This window comes from Sanguibacter sp. Z1732, from assembly GCF_051020515.1.
Taxonomy (GTDB): Bacteria; Actinomycetota; Actinomycetes; order Actinomycetales; family Beutenbergiaceae; genus CALKWS01.
The window spans coordinates 1,129,861-1,146,300 of the sequence record NZ_CP194857.1; the positions used below are offsets into that span (position 1 = coordinate 1,129,861).

General features: G+C 70.2%; 18 protein-coding genes and 1 pseudogene. 3 read left to right on the forward strand and 16 right to left on the reverse strand.

The genetic code is table 11. The features are described from left to right. The first annotated feature begins 146 nt into the window (after nt 1–146). Both ACRRRO_RS06060 and ACRRRO_RS06065 read left to right on the forward strand, forming a co-directional pair. The gene (locus tag ACRRRO_RS06060) at nt 147–1,328 is read left to right on the forward strand and encodes a metallophosphoesterase family protein (RefSeq protein WP_434081225.1); all 1,182 of its coding nucleotides are present in this window, start codon (nt 147–149) and stop codon (nt 1,326–1,328) included. After that, a complete protein-coding gene (locus ACRRRO_RS06065; protein ID WP_434081557.1) occupies nt 1,270–2,505 on the forward strand; it encodes a PQQ-binding-like beta-propeller repeat protein in 1,236 nt (411 codons plus the stop codon). The genes ACRRRO_RS06060 and ACRRRO_RS06065 overlap by 59 nt, the downstream gene beginning before the upstream one ends. Here the strand turns inward: ACRRRO_RS06065 and ACRRRO_RS06070 are convergent. The 11 genes and pseudogenes from ACRRRO_RS06070 to ACRRRO_RS06120 form a co-directional block, all read right to left on the reverse strand. Next, on the reverse strand, nt 2,415–3,128 hold the full coding sequence (locus ACRRRO_RS06070) for a GntR family transcriptional regulator (RefSeq protein WP_424797363.1): 714 nt from the start codon (nt 3,126–3,128) through the stop codon (nt 2,415–2,417). The genes ACRRRO_RS06065 and ACRRRO_RS06070 overlap by 91 nt on opposite strands. 64 nt (nt 3,129–3,192) lie before the next feature. Then, a complete protein-coding gene (locus ACRRRO_RS06075) occupies nt 3,193–4,194 on the reverse strand; it encodes an N-acetylglucosamine kinase (protein ID WP_424797362.1) in 1,002 nt (333 codons plus the stop codon). Beyond that, nucleotides 4,191–5,093 (reverse strand): N-acetylmuramic acid 6-phosphate etherase, encoded by a 903-nt coding sequence (locus tag ACRRRO_RS06080; RefSeq protein ID WP_424797361.1) that lies wholly within the window; start codon nt 5,091–5,093, stop codon nt 4,191–4,193. The genes ACRRRO_RS06075 and ACRRRO_RS06080 overlap by 4 nt, the downstream gene beginning before the upstream one ends. Next, nucleotides 5,090–6,838: an alpha-N-acetylglucosaminidase TIM-barrel domain-containing protein gene (locus ACRRRO_RS06085; RefSeq protein ID WP_434081226.1), complete on the reverse strand. Its 1,749-nt coding sequence runs from the start codon at nt 6,836–6,838 to the stop codon at nt 5,090–5,092. Before ACRRRO_RS06085 ends, ACRRRO_RS06080 begins: the two co-directional genes overlap by 4 nt. 17 nt (nt 6,839–6,855) lie before the next feature. Further along, nucleotides 6,856–7,476, reverse strand: a complete 621-nt coding sequence (locus ACRRRO_RS06090) for an alpha-N-acetylglucosaminidase TIM-barrel domain-containing protein (RefSeq protein ID WP_434081227.1) — start codon at nt 7,474–7,476, stop codon at nt 6,856–6,858. After that, entirely contained in the window at nt 7,473–8,297 is an 825-nt protein-coding gene (locus tag ACRRRO_RS06095; protein WP_424787016.1) for a carbohydrate ABC transporter permease, read from the reverse strand. The genes ACRRRO_RS06090 and ACRRRO_RS06095 overlap by 4 nt, the downstream gene beginning before the upstream one ends. Then, on the reverse strand, nt 8,294–8,866 hold the full coding sequence (locus ACRRRO_RS06100; RefSeq protein ID WP_434081228.1) for a carbohydrate ABC transporter permease: 573 nt from the start codon (nt 8,864–8,866) through the stop codon (nt 8,294–8,296). Before ACRRRO_RS06100 ends, ACRRRO_RS06095 begins: the two co-directional genes overlap by 4 nt. 365 nt (nt 8,867–9,231) lie before the next feature. Continuing rightward, entirely contained in the window at nt 9,232–9,894 is a 663-nt protein-coding gene (locus ACRRRO_RS06105; protein WP_434081229.1) for an extracellular solute-binding protein, read from the reverse strand. A 2-nt stretch (nt 9,895–9,896) separates the two neighbouring features. After that, a pseudogene (locus tag ACRRRO_RS06110) lies at nt 9,897–10,565 on the reverse strand (ABC transporter substrate-binding protein); the annotation flags it as partial. A gap of 56 nt (nt 10,566–10,621) precedes the next feature. Then, complete coding sequence (locus tag ACRRRO_RS06115; RefSeq protein WP_434081230.1) at nt 10,622–11,350, reverse strand: ROK family protein; 729 nt, start codon at nt 11,348–11,350, stop codon at nt 10,622–10,624. 17 nt (nt 11,351–11,367) lie between these two features. Next, a complete protein-coding gene (locus tag ACRRRO_RS06120) occupies nt 11,368–11,865 on the reverse strand; it encodes a MarR family transcriptional regulator (RefSeq protein ID WP_434081231.1) in 498 nt (165 codons plus the stop codon). Nucleotides 11,866–12,123: 258 nt separating this feature from the next. On the opposite strand from ACRRRO_RS06120, the gene ACRRRO_RS06125 reads away from it, so the two are divergent. Then, complete coding sequence (locus tag ACRRRO_RS06125) at nt 12,124–12,675, forward strand: Uma2 family endonuclease (protein ID WP_424797356.1); 552 nt, start codon at nt 12,124–12,126, stop codon at nt 12,673–12,675. A 39-nt stretch (nt 12,676–12,714) separates the two neighbouring features. Here ACRRRO_RS06125 and ACRRRO_RS06130 read toward each other — a convergent pair whose 3' ends face one another. The 5 genes from ACRRRO_RS06130 to ACRRRO_RS06150 form a co-directional block, all read right to left on the reverse strand. Beyond that, nucleotides 12,715–13,500: a carbohydrate-binding family 9-like protein gene (locus ACRRRO_RS06130; RefSeq protein ID WP_424797355.1), complete on the reverse strand. Its 786-nt coding sequence runs from the start codon at nt 13,498–13,500 to the stop codon at nt 12,715–12,717. 88 nt (nt 13,501–13,588) lie between these two features. After that, complete coding sequence (locus ACRRRO_RS06135) at nt 13,589–14,284, reverse strand: SMP-30/gluconolactonase/LRE family protein (RefSeq protein WP_434081232.1); 696 nt, start codon at nt 14,282–14,284, stop codon at nt 13,589–13,591. Nucleotides 14,285–14,319: 35 nt separating this feature from the next. Continuing rightward, a complete protein-coding gene (locus ACRRRO_RS06140) occupies nt 14,320–14,550 on the reverse strand; it encodes a hypothetical protein (protein WP_434081233.1) in 231 nt (76 codons plus the stop codon). Nucleotides 14,551–14,569: 19 nt separating this feature from the next. After that, nucleotides 14,570–15,718, reverse strand: a complete 1,149-nt coding sequence (dgoD, locus tag ACRRRO_RS06145) for a galactonate dehydratase (protein ID WP_424797353.1) — start codon at nt 15,716–15,718, stop codon at nt 14,570–14,572. Then, nucleotides 15,715–16,434 carry a FadR/GntR family transcriptional regulator gene (locus ACRRRO_RS06150; protein WP_424797352.1) on the reverse strand — a complete coding sequence of 240 codons (720 nt, stop codon included), beginning with the start codon at nt 16,432–16,434 and terminating at the stop codon, nt 15,715–15,717. Before ACRRRO_RS06150 ends, dgoD begins: the two co-directional genes overlap by 4 nt. Nucleotides 16,435–16,440 lie beyond the last annotated feature (6 nt).

A 16,440-nucleotide genomic window follows, 5' to 3' on the forward strand; every position in this document is an offset into this window, starting at 1 on the left:
CCGCAAAGCGTTCACCGATCCTCCTCGATGAAAAGTCCAATCCTCCGCACTATGGAGTCATAGGCGCAGGTTTCCCTTGACACGGACGGAGGGTTCTCTAGTGTTGGTCTAGACCTGATTGGTGCGATACCCCACGGAGAACGATGATGTCTTCAGCCCGAACCGAGACCACCTCGACCGCCTTGTCACTCAAGTCCCTCACCACGTCGGTCAGCCGGCGCGCCGTCCTCCTGGGCGGCGGAGCGGGTGCGCTGAGCCTGGCCCTGGGGGGCGGGCGGGTGCACGCGGTACCCGGGGGCGAACCGGGCAGTTTCGCGATGCTGATGGACCTGCACATCGATGATGAGCGTCCCGCCCGCACCGCCGACTTCGAGCGCATCATGGCCCACATCGAGGCCCGCAACCCTGGCTTCGTGCTCAACTGCGGCGACATCACCGAACTCGGCCTGGCCCGGGAGTACGAGGCCTACCTGGCCGCCATCCCGGAGAGCCTGCGCGAAGCGATGATGGAGGTGCCGGGCAACCACGAGCAGCAGTGGAGCGTCAACTACGACCTCTACGAGCAGTACCTGGGCGAGGGCACTTACAGTTTCGACGCCGGCGGACTGCACTTCATCGGGCTGGACCCCCAGGCGATGATGGAGTGGGGCTGGTTCTACGACGACGACGTGCTCGACTGGCTGGAGCGGGACCTGCGCAGCGTTCCCGAGGCCACGCCGATCATCCTGTTCCAGCACTACGCCATGGGCGCGGACTGGAACTACGTCCACAACGACGACGAGGTGCTGCGCATCATCGAGGGCTACCCCGTCCGAGGCATCTTCGTGGGCCACTCCCACCTCACCGAGGTCTCCCGGTACAACGGCGACCCAGGTCATCGGGAACTCCCTCAAGAACGGGCCGTACTACTACTGGGTGGAGCGCACGGACACCGACTCCGGGCCGGCACTGGAGATCACCGAGGTGACCGTCCACGCCGATGGGGAAGCCGAAGAGGAACAACTCGCGATCGTGCCCCTGGACGATCCGGGCCCCGGTGGAGACCTGGGCCCCTTCCAGATGCGCGCCAACCCCGAGGGTTCGGAGGTGGCGATGCGGGTGGACGTGCACCCGCGTGCCGACGTGCGGGAGGTTCAGGCCCGGGTGCACCCCTACGCCTACGGGCGGGACCTGGAGCGGTGGGTGAACCTGGACCGCACCGGGCAGGCCGGGGGGCGGCGCTGGGCCGGGCAGGTCGACGCCGCCGAACTGTGGCCCGGACCGCACAAGATGGAGGTGCGGGCCGTGGGCGCCGACGGTGCCGTCTACGACGACGTGGTGCGCTTTGAGTTGCCCACCTCTTCGGCCCGGGTGGAGTGGACCACGCAACTGCAGGGCCGCATCCAGGGCGCCCTGGCGGAGCGCGACGGCGTCGTGGTCGCCGGGACCACCACCGGTCACCTCGAGGCCTACGCCCCCACCCACCGGTCGAACCCCCCGGTCTGGCGCACCACCACCGGACCGGTGTACCGGCAACCGGTGTTCACCCCGGACGGCTCGCATCTCCTGGTCCCCTCCTCCGACCATCACCTGTACGCCCACGACGCCGGCAGCGGCGCCGAACTGTGGTCCACCGAGCTCGGTTCACCCCTGGCCGGGGATCTCGCCCTGGCCGAGGTGGACGGCCAGGACCGCGTGTTCGTGGCGGTGGGGACCACCCTGTTCAGCCTGGACCTGGGCGGTGAGGTGCTGTGGTCGGCCGAGTTCAACGGCATCTGCGCCGGCCGCCCGGAGTGCGACGGGGAGCAGGTCTACATCGGCAGCGGGGACGGCAACGCCTACGCCTTCGACGCCCGCACCGGCGAACTGGCCTGGCAGCGGGCCCTGGTGGACCGGGGCAGCACCTACGGCAACGTGTTGTACGGCCCGTGGGCCTGCTACGTCCGCCTGCTGCCCGACGGTGCGGTGCTGTTCACCACCTTCACCAACGCCATCGCCCTCGATGCCGCGACCGGCCAGGTCCGCTGGGAGGGCGAGGGCGACGACCTGGGCACGGTCCAGGTGCTCTACACCCCGCCCACGGTGACCGAGTACGGGATCCTGCTGGTGGACGGTCTCAACGGGACGGTGCATGTGGTGGATGAGACCACCGGGAGCCAGAAGTGGCAGGCCGAGGCGCTGCCGCGCAACTTCGGTGCCGCCCCAGTGCCCAGCCCCGAGAACGACTCGGTGTACTGGCTGGTCGGGCAGAGCGGCCTGCTTGTCCGGATCGACCTGGCGAATAAGTCGGTGGATCAGGTGCTGCAAGTGCTGCCGAACTACACCCAGTCCACCGCGGCGCTGGTGGGTTCGGGCAGTGAGCAGGTGCTGGTGGCGGGCGGTCAGGCGGGGGGGTGCTGCACGGCGTGGTCGGTCTGCACCAGGTGTAGCCGACCTCAGGGCTCGGGTCGGGCCACCACGAAGGAGAAGTCGTACAGATCCCCGCGGCACAGCGACTGCCCGCTCTCCACGACCCGGCCGCGCTGATCCCTGCTGACCCGCTTCACGTGCAGGGCCGCGGAGTTCGGTTCCACATCCAGCAGTTGTGCCGTGCGCTCACCGAGGTTGACCGCCCGGACGTCCTGGTGCGCCCGCTGCAGGCGGATACCGTAACGCCGCTCCAGCAGTCGGTAGAGGGATTGGGTGAGGTCCTCCTCCAGCAACCCGGGGAACCGGGCCGCGTGCAGGCACACCTCCTCGTGGCACATGGGGCTGCCATCGCCCAGCCGCAGGCGTTCGATCCGATAGATCGTGGTGCCCGGTGAGATGCCCAGGTCCACGGCGATGTGAGTGGGGGCGGGGATCTCCTCGGCCGCGATCAGTTCGGTGCGGGGGTCATAACCGCGCGCGGCCAGGTCCTCGGAGAACGACGTGAGCGAGGGCCCCTTGGACACCCGGGGCCGCGCCACGAAGGTGCCGACACCCCGCACCGAGCGCAGCACCCCGTCCTCACGAAGCCCGTTCAGCGCCTGGCGCACCGTCATCCGACTGACGCCGAAGCGCTCGGCCAGTTGGCGTTCGGTGGGCAGCATGTCATCGGGGGCCATCGTGGAGCGCACCTCTGCGAAGATGCGGTCCCGCAGTTCCTCATGCTTGGTCTGGTGCGCCATCGGTGCCTCCTGCAGCCAAGGCTAGGTCACCGCGCAGGCCAAACTGTCCACTCCAGGACGCGGCTCAGGCCGGGAAGACCTGCAGGTACGGCTCACGCGATCGCAGGTCGCCCGCGGCCGCTCCGGCGGCCAGCAGCAGCGCACCATCCAGGCTGCCTCCCTGCGGGGGCAGGACCTGCGCCGTCGGGTGGTGCTTACGCAGCCAGTCGCGGAACGGTCCGGTGAGCAGGTCCCCGGCGTCGAAGAGCCCGCCGCCCCAACTGATCCGGGCAGGCAGGGCGCCGACTGTGGCGACTGCGTCGGCAGCGGCGGAACCTGCCTCGGCCAGCCGGTGGGCCGCCTCGGTCCAGATCGAACGAGCGATGCCGTCGTCGTCCCGGGCGGCCTGGGCCACCGCCGGGGCGAAGGAAGCCAGCAGTGCCGCGGGCGCCTCGGCTCCGTGGACAGCCGCTACCAGGGTGAGCGGGTCCTCGAACCGCTCTCGCATCCGATCGGCCAGCAGGGCTGAACCGCCGGGACGGCCGTCGACCGAGCGCAGAGCCGCCTGCAGGCCGTGCCGGCCGATCCAGGCCCCACCGCCCTCGTCGCCCACGAAGAGCCCCCAGCCGTCCACCTGATGCCACGCGTCCTGATGATTGGTGCCCAGTGCGATCACCCCGGTGCCGGCGGCCACCACGGCGCCGGGCTGCCCCGCCAGGGCGCCGACGTGGGTGGTCAGGGCGTCCCCGGCAATCACGACCGCGCCGACCTGCAGCTGTGCGCGCAGGCCGCGAGCGATCTGCACCGGTTCCGGGACCAGCCCGGGCAGCCCGGTGATCCCCAACGCCAGCGCCTCCACGCGCCGCGCGCCGAGCCGGGCCAGCAGGCGATGCACCTGCGCCAGCACCTGGGCGCACAACTGCGGCACGTCCACCTGGCCGCGCGAGCGCGGGATGGGCACCTCGCGCCGTTCCTCCAGGCGCTCGCCCAGGGGCGCCTGAGCGGCCTGGACTCGCACGCGCACGCCGCCGCCGCCGACGTCGACCCCCACCAGGGCCCCCTGCACCCCGGGCCGCTCCCGGATCATCGGGGGCCGCCGGCCAACAGGCCCAGGGCCGCGCGCACGCTCCCGCCCCGGGTCAGCGCCTCCTCGGCATCGGTCACGGGCGCGCCGGAGAGCAGCACCGCCAGCGCCACCGGAACCCGGCCCGCGCACTGCTGCAATGTTGCGCGGCACTGCTCCTCGGGGCTCCCGGTGGCCTCCCGCAGGATCGCCACCGAACGCTCCCGCAGTTTCTCGTTACTGGCCACCAGGCCCACCATCAGGTTGGAGTAGGTGCGACCCAGTCCGATCATCACCGCGGTGGAGAACGCGTTCAGCAACACCTTGGCAGCCGTGGCGGCCTTCAACCGGGTGGAACCGGTGAGGGCCTCGGCGCCGGTGTCCGGGGCGATCAGGATCTGCGCGTGCGCGGCCAGGCCCGCGCCGGGGTTGCTGGTGATCAGCGCGGTCAGGGCTCCGGCCCGCCCGGCGGCGTGCAGCGCCCCGCGCACATAGGCGGTACTGCCCGAGGCACTGACCCCGATCACCACGTCGCCGGCCGTCACACCGGCCAGGTCCGCCAGGCCCTGGTCCGCGGCGTCCTCGAGGTCGATCGTGGAGTCGGTCAGGGCCGCCGGGCCGCCGGGGAAGTGGGCTCGGATCAGACCGGGGTCGACGCCGAAGGTGGGGGTGGACTCGGTGGCGTCCAGGACCGCGAGACGTCCGGAGGCGCCGGCGCCGGCGTAGTGGATCCGCCCTCCGGCCCGGACGCGGTCCACGGCGGCCTCCACCAGGTCCGCGAGCGCCGGGATCACCTCCCGGGCGGCCGCCACGGCGACGGCGTCCTGCCCCAGGATCATCTCCAGGCGCCGGCCGGGCGACACCACGTCGATGTCGTGGGTGGCCGGGTTGCGCCGCTCCGTGCTCGGCGACGGGGCGGTCATCGGGGTGCTCCGTCGTCGTCGGGCATGTCCTGCTCGCGCAGTGCGCGGGCGGCGTTGATGAACAACGGCCCGTACGTGTCGAGCAGTCGGCGGGAGACCACGGTCACCGAGTCGTGTGCTGGGGGCGCTGCGGGGCCCTCGCTCAGGAAGTCGGCCTCCATCTGCTGGAGACGGGCCTCCCACTCCTCGGCGGTCCCGATCGGGTGCCACCGCGCCCATTCACGCCAACGGCGTCCGTAGTAGCCCACCAGCCCGGACCAGTAGCGGGCGGAGTAGTCATCGAGGTACCCATCGCCCACCTGTCCCCAGACGGTGACCAGGCGGCGGGCGTTGTCGGCGAGCGCGCGCGCGTCCTCGTCGCTGGTCGCCCAGCGCAGGGCCTGGGCCTCCCAGTGGTCGTACCGGTACTCGGGCCGGGTGGCCAGCAGCGTGTCGAGGTCGTCGAACACGGTGAGGAAGCGCTCGGCGGCCTCGTCGTCGCACACCCCGGCGGGATCGAACGCGGTGAGGAAGGTGAGTTCGCCGCACCGGGCCAGCACGCCCACTGCCGTCTCGACCAGGTCCGCACCCAGCGGCCCGGAGGCGAGGTGGGGGTGTTCCTCAGCCAGTTCCACCAGCGTGATCCAGGCCCGGATCAGCGTGTCCGGTTCGTACCAGAGCAGGGCGCGGACCTCGGCGGCGAGCGGCCCAGGGTCCCCTGGGATGCTGGGCGAGGCCTGGGTGCCGCTGGTCCCGGGGGTGTCGGGGGCTGCCTGTGAGGGGCGCGCCAGCGTGGTCTCGAACGGGTTCACCGGTGGGCGCATGGTGAGCAGTCCGGTGAAGGCCTCGGGGAAGACCCGGTAGCCCCCAGCGCCCAGCACCGTGCGGGCCAGCCCGTCCCAGGCGGCGCCGGCACGCTCAGCGGCCTCATCGGGAGGCAACCGGTAGCGTTGGGCGGCCCAATCGCCCAGCCACTCCGTCAGCGGCGCGGGCGGTCGCCAGGTGGCATCCAGCACGCGTTCGAAGAACACCGGCACCGACCCGGTCGCCTCCATCGACAACCCGGCACCCATCGGCGGGTGGGAGGCGGCCAGGGCGGCCTCGAGCTCCTCGGTGACCCCGGGCAGGTCGGCCAGCGGTTCGTTGCGGCCGCCGAAGTTCAGCAGCGCGCACCACATCCAGTCACGCCCGCCGAAGCCGTCGAACCGGCGCCACTGCGGCTGCGCCTCGGCCCACAGGTCCAGCAGCACCAGGCGACCGGCGTCGATGTCACCCAGGAAGGCGCGCACGCGTTCGGCGGTCCAGAAGTGCTCCTGGTAGGAGAACGGCCAGGTCTGCAGGAACCAGGTGGCTTCCGGGTCGGCGTCGGTGAGCCCGGCGAGCAGCGCGGCGGCCACCCGGCCGGGGTAGCCGGGGTCCTCCTGCACCGGGATCATCTCGATGAACGGGTCCGCGGCGTAGCGGTGGTCGGTGCCCCAGAACTCCTGCTGGGTGCGTACCGTCGCGGCGGCAAGCCTGCGGAAGGTCGGATCCTCGGGCCCGACGACGTGGGTGCGGTGGCCCTGCCAGTCCCGGGCGCCGGCGGGGTCGGCGGGGTCGGCGGAGTCGACGGCTGTGGTGAGTGCGGCCGGCCCGGCGTCGCCGGCGAGTTCAGCGGGCACGTGCCCGGTGAAGGCCGGCAGCACCGGGCGCATCCCCAGTTCACGCTGGCGGGTCAGGATCTTCCCGGCCAGGTCCCGGTGGGCGCCGACCCAGCCCTGCGGCAACGGGCCGGCGTGACCCTCTAGCGCGCGCCCATGGCGAACCAGGGCAGATAGGCCGGGCCGGCAAGGAACTTCTGCACCGTCTCGGCGGGCACGCCCTCATCGAGCAGCACCTGCTCGACCACGGCCTCGTGGCCCACCATCATCAGCGGGGCGGTGATCCCGCGCAGGGCCATCCAGTCGATCTCTCGTTCCCACTGCTCCCAGTGCCACCACGGGCTGGTGTAGCCGAAGGTGCAGAAGTTCAGGTAGTAGGTCTCGGCAACCCGGGCAGTGCCCTCGGTGCGCGGCGCATCGGGCAGGTGGCCCGGGGGCGGGGGGCGCAGGTCGTCCCAGCTGACCGCGATCCGGCACTGCTCGCGCAGGTACTGGTGCAGCCCCACCGCGGCACTGGTGGCGTCGGTGGCGTCGACCCACAGCCGGTTTCCCTGGGCGCGGTAGGCGTACGCGCGTCCCTGGCCCGGCAGGGCACCGAAGGTGACGCGGGCGCCGATCGCTCCCAGGACCCGCTCAGCCAGAGCGCTCAACGCCGGGGCCCAGCCGGGACCGTTACGCGGGCCGGCGTCGCTGCTCACGGCGGTCCCGTCGTCGTCGGGTTCCTCCGAACCGCTGCAGGCGGGTGATGAGGTGGCGTTGTTCATCCCTTGATGGCTCCCTGGGTGATTCCGGAGATGAAACTGCGCTGGAAGGCCAGGTAGACCAGCACGATCGGGGCGATGGTGATGATGGTCGCGGCGGACAGCAACGGGATGTTCGTGGAGTACTGGCCGACGAAGAAGCCCAGCCCGCCCGGTGCGGTGCGCATCGCCGGGTTCTGCATCAGCACGATCACCAGCAGGAACTGGTTCCAGGACCACATGAACACCAGCACCGCCAAGGTCGTCAGTGCCGGCCAGGAGATCGGCAGCAGGACCCGGCCCAGCACAGTCAGGTCCCGGGCGCCGTCGATCCGCCCGGCCTCGACCAGTTCGGGGGGCACCGAGGAGAAGTGCGACTGCATCCAGTACACCCCGAACGGCAGGAACAGGGCCACCTCGGCCAGGATGACGCCGGTGTAACTGTTCGTCAGGCCCACGCTCTGCAGGTTGTAGTACAGCGCGATCACGATCAGTTCCACCGGCAGCGTCAGCCCGAGCACGAACAGGATCGAGATCGGGCGGGCGCCCCAGGCCTTGAGCACCGCCAGGGCGTAGCCGGCCAGGGTGGCGCACAACGCCACCAGGGGCACCACGCCGCCGGAGATGATGAAACTGGAGCGCATCAGGTTGGAATACCCGCCCGCCTCCCAGGCGAGGGCGAAGTTCTCCCAGTGCCATGCCTCCGGCAGCCGCAGGCCCGACACGGTAGATCCCGAGGGGTGCATGGCCGCCAGCACGATGGAGACGAACGGCAGCAGCACCATCAACGTCAGGGCGACCAGCACCAGATAGCGCATGCTGAGCCCGAAGGTGGTGGTCCTCATGACTCCTCCCGCGCCACCCGGCGGATCAGCGTGACGAACACGATCACCAGCGCGGTGAGCGTGATCGCCAGGGCGCTGGCGGTGCCGATGTCACCCTCGTTGAACGCCAGCCGGTAGACCAGTAGCGCCGGCACCGTGGTCTGATTCGCCGGGCCGCCGTTGGTGGTGACGAACACCAGGTCGAAACTGGCCAGCGCGGCGATCGTGGTGATCACCGCGGCGATGGTGATCTCCTTACGTACCCCGGGAATGGTCACCGACAGGAACTGCCGGAAGGCGCCCGCGCCGTCCAGGGTGGCCGCCTCGTACAGGGCGCCGTCGATCTTCTGGGCGCCGCTGAGGAAGAGCATCATGCACAGCCCGCTCATGGTCCAGGTACCGATGAAGCCCAGCGCGTACAGGGCCAGGTTGTAATCCCCCAACCAGGCGCGGGTGATCGACCCCAGGCCGATGGCCTCCAGGAACTGGTTCAGCAGGCCGTTCTGGTTGTACAACCACCGCCAGGTGATCCCCACCGCCACCAGGGGGAGCACCTGGGGCAGGAAGTACACGGTGCGGAAGAAGGTCATGCGCGCGCCGCACCCGGCCCATCAGCAGCCCGGTCATCAACAAACCCATGCACACCGGGATCAGGGAGAAGAAGATGATCAGCACCAGGGCGTGCAGGATCGAGTTGTACAGCGCGGCATCCTGCAGGATCGATGCGTAGTTGGCCAGCCCCACGTACGAGGGTCGCTGCACCCCGTCCCAGTCCAGGAGGGACAGGTAGAAGGTGTTCAGCGCCGGCCAGATCGCGAAGCCGAGGTAGATCACCGCTGCCGGCGCCAGGTACACCCACGCCTTCAGGGCCCGCCGGTTCGGGCGCCGCCGACTACCGACGCCCCCGCTCGCGTCGCCGCGGGTGCGCGGCGGCGCGAGCGAATCCAGTGCTGCATCAGCCATGGTGGCCGGCCCACACCTCCTGCAGCGAGGCGAGGTAGTCCTCCGAGGTGGTCTGCCCGGCGATCACGCCCTGCAACCCGCCGGTGAGGGCGTCGATCATGCCCGGGGCGGCGAAGTCGGGGAACGGCACGATGTTGCTCTCCTGCGCCACCGGGGCGAAGCTGTCCGCGATGTCGCCCAGCAACCCCTCGGAGGCCACGTCGGCGCCGGTGTCCACGGGCATGAACCCGGTCTCGATCTGGATGGCGGCCGCCTCGGGCGAGTTCATGAAGTCCAGGAACGCCGCTGCCACATCCGGGTGCTCGCTGGCGGCGGAGATCGAGTACGCCACCGAGGACCCCGAGGCCACGGGAGCGGCACCGGGCTCGGTGCCGGGCAGGACGAAGAAGCCGGCGTTGTCCATCTCGACGTCCACCGCGGCCGCGGCCCAGTTCCCGGTGACCAGGAAGGCGGCCTCACCGGAGGTGAAGTCCGCCAGGGCGTCGGCGTCGGAGGTGGCGCTGGCGGCCTCGGTGATGTAGCCGGCCTCGACCCACTCGGCGATGATGTCGGTGGCCTGCGCGGCGGCGTCGGTCTCGATGGTGGCATCCGGTGCCCCGTAGACCCAGTCCAGGTAGTCCTGGCTGGGTCCACGCTGTTCAGCACCGCGTTCCACAGGTGCAGGGCTCCGACTTCCAGGGCGCCCAGGCTGAGCGGACGGTCCCCGTTGTCGGAGACCGCGGCCATCGCCTCGGTGAATTCGTCCAGGGTGGCTGGGGGTTCGGTGATCCCGGCGTCGGTGAGGATGTCCTCGTTGTAGTAGACCCCGAGCACCGACAGCGCCCCGGGCACCGCGTACAGGCCCCCGGTGCCGAACTGCTGGGCGTCGTCGTCGGACATCAGCTGCTCAAGGCTTGCCGGTGGGAACGCGCCCTCCCAGCCGTACAACTCCGAGTACTCACCCAGTTCCAGCACGTGCCCGGCCGGAACCAGGGAACGCATCGCACCGGGGTTGTACTGCGCGATGTCCGGGGCGGTGTCGGAGGCCATGGACCGGGTGATCGAGGTGATGTAGTTGCCGAAGTCGGTCTGCTCGGTCTCGATGGTCACGTTCGGGAACTGCTCGGTGAAACCCTCCACGAGCGCTTCCGTGGGCGGGTCGTCGGTGTAGGCCAGGCGCAGGGTGACCTCCTCGTCGGTGACGTCGGACGAGACGTCCTGGGCCTCGCCGTCGTCGCCGTTCTGGTCCTCACCGTTGCCGCTGCCTGCGGTCACGCAGCCGGTCAGGACCAGCAGGGACGCGGCGAACAGGCCGAGGCTGCTGGTGGTGCGGGATGGAGCCTTCATAGAAACCTTCTCCTTCGAGTGATTCGGGTCCGGGTGGGGTGGCCGGGTCGGCCGCGTCAAGGTCGGGCTCCTCTCTCGAGGGGGACGTACCGGTTCTGTTCCAGTTCGTCGAGGCAGTGCCGGATCCCGCCCTGCACGACGGCGTCGGCACCCAGGGTGGAGACCTGCAGTTCGGGTAGTTCCAGCGGGAAGTCCACCAGCGCGGAGCGCAGCGCTTCCAGGAGCGGTTCACCGACGCGGGCCAGCGGGCCGCTGAAGACCACCAGGTGTGGGTCCAGCAGGGTACGGATCGCGGCCAGGCCGATCGCGAAGCGTTCGGCCACCCGGGCCAGGGCGGCACCGGCGTCACGATCGCCGGCCTGGATGGCGGCCAGGACCAGCTCCAAGGCGTCGTCACCGGCGTCGAGGACCTGTTGGGCCCGGCCGGAGTCGCCGGACCGGGTCATCTCCTCCACCGCGAGCGCGGTCAGCGCGGACGCCCCTGCCCAGGCCTCGAAGCGTCCCAGCCCGGAATCGGTGGTGCCGTGCCCACCCTCGGCGATCACGTCCAGGAAGCCCAGGTCACCGGCGTCGTTCGTGGCGCCCCGGTACAGCGAACCGTTCAGCACGATGCCGGCGCCGATGCGCTCGCCCCAGTGCACCACCACCAGCGACTCGTCGTCGCGGCGTACCCCGTGCCACTGCTCACCGCGGGTGGCAAGTTTGACGTCATTGTCGAGGTAGACCGCGCAGTCCAGGTACTCCCCCAGGGCGCGGACCACGCCGTCGCCGCTGAGGCCGGACATGGAGGGCACCAACCGGATCACGCGCCCGCGGTGGGGTCCACGATGCCCGGGGCCCCGATCGCGGCCGAGTACACCTGCTCCGGTGCGGTCCCGGCCCGGGCGAGCAGTTCCTGCACCTCCTGCACCATCAGCGCAATGGCTGCCTCGCCGTCGGCCCCGTGCTCGAGCACGGCCTGCCGGGAGGTGACCACCTCCCCGCGGAGGTCGGCCAGGCCGAGCCGGATCTGGTGCGGGTCGATGAAGGCGCCGACGACGTAGCCCGCCCGGGCGCGGAAGCGCACCAACTGGGCCGGTCGCCCCGAGCGTTTGGCGTCGCGTTCGGGGGGCAGGTACTCCACCAGGCCGGCGTCCTGTAGTTCGGTCAGGGACCGGGTGACCGCCTGGCGGGAGAGCCCACTGGCCTTGGCGAGTTCGGCCACGCTCATCCGGTCCTGGCGGCGCAACCGCTCCAGGACGGCAGTCGCGTTGACCTCGCGCATGAACCGCAGGTCCGCCGCCACCGGCATGTCCGCCATCGGTCCCCTCGACACTCGCGCCCGGTTCTACTGGGCAGCGGCCCCCGGCGCTTCCGTGGGCTCTGTGTCGAAGCATACTTACGTGCTGTACGAAATTAAAGAGTCAAGTTCGATCCCGGGCGTTGCTTCGGTTGCTCAGTCGGTTCTCGTCGGCGCTCCGCCCTTGTGGATAACCTCGGCGGCAACGCCACCCGGAGCGCCATCCTTGGGCCATGCGCAGTGCTGACAGATCCAGCGAAAGGGAGCATCATGACTGGCATGACGCTGATGCCGCGCACGGGCGAGGAGTGGACGGTCGATGATCTCGACCTGCTGCCCGACGACGGCTTGCAGTACGAACTGCTCGACGGGCTGCTGCTCGTGAGCCCGGCCCCGGCGCCGCTGCACCAACGCGTGATCACCCGCCTACTCCTGCTCCTGCACGCGGCGTGCCCACCGGGGTACGAGATCTTCCCCGCCCCACTGGACTGGCGCCCGGATCCGCGCACCTCGCTGCAACCCGACCTGCTCATAGTCCGCAACGAGGATGTCGGGGAGCATCACGTGAGCGCTCCGTTGGCCCTCGCCGTGGAGGTCCTCTCCCCCGCCACCCGTCGCAAGGATCAGGTGCTCAAGCGCTCCAAGTACGAGGACGCCGGCGTCCGGTCCTACTGGATCATCGACCCGGCCGAACCCTCCGTGCTTGCGCTGGACCTGACCGACGCTTCGTACAGCACCACCGCGCACGTCAGCGGCACCGAACGCGCGGAGCTTGAGGTCCCCTTCCGCATAGGGGTGGTCCCGGCCGACTTGGTCCGACCCGCGCCATAGGCGGTCGGGCTCAGGCGCTGGGGCCGGTGCTCGGCGTCCTCACTGCGCCAGGGTCGCTCCGGAGAATTCGATCGGTGTGAACTTCTCCGGGCGGTGGTTGTCGTCGCTGCCCACCGGCGTCCACGCCCAGCCCACGTTCTGGCCGAGTTCGGCCAGGCGCTCGTAACGGGCGAACTGGAACATCCAGACCTCACCCTCACGCGGTGGGAGGGACCGTTCCCCGGCGAACCCGTGCAGCGACTCCCACGGGATGCTGATCAGCGCCTCCCACCCCACATCCACATCGGAGTCATCGTTCAGCGTTCCGTCCAGTGCCACCTGGGTCTGCAGGCCGGGCATGTCCCAATCGGTGAAGGCCCACCGCAGGCCGCGCGGGTGCGTTCCGGTCCAGAACGTCTCCGCGTTCCGGTCATGGTTGCCCCCGAACGTGATCGCGCCCCGCTTGATCGGGTCAAGGTCACGAACCAGTTCGCTCGTGGAGCCCGTCATGGCGTCCTGCCAGAGGAACAGCGCCTCGTAGACCACGTTGCGGGCATTGACCTCCAGTTCGTAGTAGACATCGCCGCCGTCGATGAACAACTCGACGTTGTTCTCGTTGAACAGCAACGAATCGCGCTGCTCGAGGGTCGCGTTCAGGAAGGGCTCCTGCACCCAGTACCTCACATACAGGTGGCTGCGGCTCCAGACGACGGCTGCATGGGTGCCAAGGGTCGCCGGCTTGCCGTTGACGATGTTCACGAAGCGCGGGGACTTCTCCGTCAGGTCCCAGAACTCCGACCGGACTCCGACATCTACCGCCTGCGCATCGGTCAAGTGTTGTGCCACGTACGACACGGTCAACCTCCTACCGGCGACCCCGCCGGGTGCTCGAAAACTGGGTGTGAATGAGTGACGTCCCTGACCCGCGGGGCGCTCAGCCGAACGCCGCCGCAGGGATGCCCGCCACCGTCGACGGAGCGGTGATGACACGGCCGTCGTGCTCGCCTGTCTCATCGAGCCCGATCGTTGCCGAGGTCACGATCACCCGGTAGGGCGGTTCGACGCTCAGCGCCACACTGGTCGGCTGGCGCACCGGAACCGGGATGCGCTCCAACAATGTCCCCTCCGGTGAGTAGCGGTGCAGGCAGGAGGCGCCCCAGATCGCCGACCAGAGGCACCCCTGGGCATCAACGGTCATGCCATCCGGGCCACCCTCACCGACATGGGCGAAGTCCTGAGCCGCGCCGAGTCCACCGGTCGCCGTATCTACCCGGTGCCGGCGGATCCACCCGGTGGGGGTATCGGCGAGGTACATCACGGCACCATCGGGGCTGAACGCCGGCCCGTTCGGGATCGAGATGCCCTCCAGCACCAGGTGCACGCCGCCGTCGGGATCCATGCGGGCCAGGAAACCCTGCCCGTGCGCGCCGTCGTAGGCCATCGCACCGGCCCAGAAACGGCCATGAGGGTCGGCCACCGCATCGTTCATCCGCAGCGCCACGCCACGTCCGGCGGCCGGGGTAGCCAACACCTCGGTCACGGCCAGGCGCCCGCCGTCGCTGCGTAGCCGCGCGAACCCTTCTCCGACCGCCCCCACCCAGGCCGGCTCATCACCCTTCACCTGCGCCACGGCACCCAGGGGGCGGGCGAGCTCGGCGCGCGGGGTCAGCCCGCCGTCGGGTTCGCCCGTGGTACTCCACAGTTGTCCGCGAAGGAGTCCACGCACACGAAGAACGCTCGCTCGCTCCCGCCGGCATCCTCGCCCTCGGCATCACCGAAGGAGACCGAACCGAGGAACCGGGCGCCCTCCCCCAGTTCGAACCGGCGCTCATCCACCGGCCGCCACGCCCCGGTGATGACCGACCCTTCCGAGCCGGTGCCACCCTTGCTGTTCATCGGTTCCTGCTCCTTCATCTCACCACTCGGCGAATGACCCGTCGGGGTGCTCCCAGACCGGATTGCGCCACGTATGGGCGCGGGCATCGGCGGCACGGACGGCGTCCTCATCGACCTGCACCCCTAGTCCCGCGCCGTCCCACCGTTCGATGTGCCCGTCCTGGAACTCGAACGGTGTGGTGTCCACGACGTAGTCCAGCAATTGCGTACCGCCGGTGTTGTAGTGCATGCCGATGGACTGTTCCTGGATGAGGAAGTTGGGGGTCGCGAAGTCCACCTGCAGGCACGCGGCGAGCGCGATCGGTCCCAGCGGGCAGTGCGGCGCGAGCAGTGCTCCGTACATCTCGGCCAGGGCAGCGATGCGGCGGGACTCCGAGATACCCCCGGCATGGGACAGGTCCGGTTGGACGACGGCGACGCCCGCCTCGAGCGGGGCCTGGAAACTCAGCCGGTCGTACAGTCGCTCCCCGATCGCCAGCGGGATCGTGGTGCCGGCCACCAGGGCCTGCAGCTGCGAGCCGAACTCGGGCAGCACCGGTTCCTCGACGAACAAGGGCGCCACGGGCTCGAGGGCCCGCAGCAGCCGCCTGGCATCGGCGGGGCCCACCCGGCCGTGGAAATCCAGTCCGAGACCGAAGTCCTTGCCGGTGGCCGCCCGCACCGTTTCGGCGCGGGCCACTGCGGCATCGACGCTGGACGCCGGTGCGAACGGGTCCCACCGTCCGGTGGCGTTCATCTTCACCGCCGTGAGCCCCGCCTCCAGCTGGGCCACCGCGGCATCGGCCACCTGCGCCGGGTCGTCTCCGCCGATCCACCCGTACACCCGCACCCGATCTCGCACAGCCCCGCCGAGCAGCACGTGCACCGGCACACCGAGCGACTTGCCGAGGATGTCCCACAGCGCCTGGTCCAGGCCCGCGACCGCGCTGGAGAGCACCGGGCCGCCACGGTAGAAGCCTCCCTTGGTCATCCGCTGCCAGTGACGCTCGATCTGCCGCGGGTCCGCACCGATCAGCAGTTCGGACAGCGCCTCGACCGCGCCGCGCACCGCCTCAGTGCGCCCCTCGACCACCGGTTCACCCCACCCGACCAGGCCGTCGTCCGTTTCCACGCGACAGAACAGCCATCGCGGCGGTACGGCGAAGGTCTCGATCCGCGTGATCTTCATGTCGTCTCCTGCCGTTCGGCACTCATCACGCGTTCGACGTCCTCGATGCTCTGATCCACCAGTGCCTCGGCGGCTATCGCGGCTTGCTCCGGGTTCTGCGCCACGATCGCCTCGACCACCCGCTGGTGCGCGGGCACCGGGTCGCTCGGGGAGTGGTTGTGCACCAGGTGGTCCCGGGCCAGCAGTGCAGGTTCAACGAAAACGGCCATCTGAGCGAACAACTCGTTGCCGGTGGCCCGCAACAGCACCTGGTGGAAGACGAGGTCCGCCCGGGCGGCCTCCTCCGAGGTACCTCCCCGGGCGCGCCTCATTCCCTCCAGGGCGCCGTGCAGCGCCGTCAGGTCCTCCTCGGTGCGGCGTTGCGCGGCGAGGGCTGCGGCCCGTGGTTCGATCGCCGAGCGCACCTCGGCCAGGTCGCGGAAGAGCGCTCGGGAATCACCGTTGACCTGCCGCCAGCGCAACACATCGCTGTCCAAGGCGTTCCACTCCGAACGGGGGCGCACGAAGGTGCCCTTCTTCTGCCTGGCATCCAGCAGCCCCTTGGCCATCAGTACCTTGATGGCCTCTCGCAGTGACGTCAGGGACAGTCCCAGTTCATTGCCCACGGCGGCCAGGTCCAGTACCTCCCCGGGGGCGAACGTCCCGTTGACGATGCGCGTGCCGAGCAGTTCCACCGTCTGCCCGTGCACTCCGCGGCCCTTGTATCGGCTACTCACTCATCC

Coding starts and splice junctions, on each gene's coding strand:
- ACRRRO_RS06095 (WP_424787016.1), bottom strand. CDS start 8,297: ATGAGGACCACCACCTTCGGGCTCAGCATGCGCTATCTGGTGCTGGTC.
- ACRRRO_RS06070 (WP_424797363.1), bottom strand. CDS start 3,128: ATGGCGCACCAGACCAAGCATGAGGAACTGCGGGACCGCATCTTCGCA.
- ACRRRO_RS06065 (WP_434081557.1), top strand. CDS start 1,270: ATGGAGGTGCGGGCCGTGGGCGCCGACGGTGCCGTCTACGACGACGTG.
- ACRRRO_RS06075 (WP_424797362.1), bottom strand. CDS start 4,194: ATGATCCGGGAGCGGCCCGGGGTGCAGGGGGCCCTGGTGGGGGTCGAC.
- ACRRRO_RS06120 (WP_434081231.1), bottom strand. CDS start 11,865: ATGGCGGACATGCCGGTGGCGGCGGACCTGCGGTTCATGCGCGAGGTC.
- ACRRRO_RS06100 (WP_434081228.1), bottom strand. CDS start 8,866: ATGACCTTCTTCCGCACCGTGTACTTCCTGCCCCAGGTGCTCCCCCTG.
- ACRRRO_RS06115 (WP_434081230.1), bottom strand. CDS start 11,350: ATGTCCGGCCTCAGCGGCGACGGCGTGGTCCGCGCCCTGGGGGAGTAC.
- ACRRRO_RS06125 (WP_424797356.1), top strand. CDS start 12,124: ATGACGCTGATGCCGCGCACGGGCGAGGAGTGGACGGTCGATGATCTC.
- ACRRRO_RS06080 (WP_424797361.1), bottom strand. CDS start 5,093: ATGACCGCCCCGTCGCCGAGCACGGAGCGGCGCAACCCGGCCACCCAC.
- ACRRRO_RS06090 (WP_434081227.1), bottom strand. CDS start 7,476: ATGAACAACGCCACCTCATCACCCGCCTGCAGCGGTTCGGAGGAACCC.
- dgoD (WP_424797353.1), bottom strand. CDS start 15,718: ATGAAGATCACGCGGATCGAGACCTTCGCCGTACCGCCGCGATGGCTG.
- ACRRRO_RS06060 (WP_434081225.1), top strand. CDS start 147: ATGTCTTCAGCCCGAACCGAGACCACCTCGACCGCCTTGTCACTCAAG.
- ACRRRO_RS06140 (WP_434081233.1), bottom strand. CDS start 14,550: ATGAACAGCAAGGGTGGCACCGGCTCGGAAGGGTCGGTCATCACCGGG.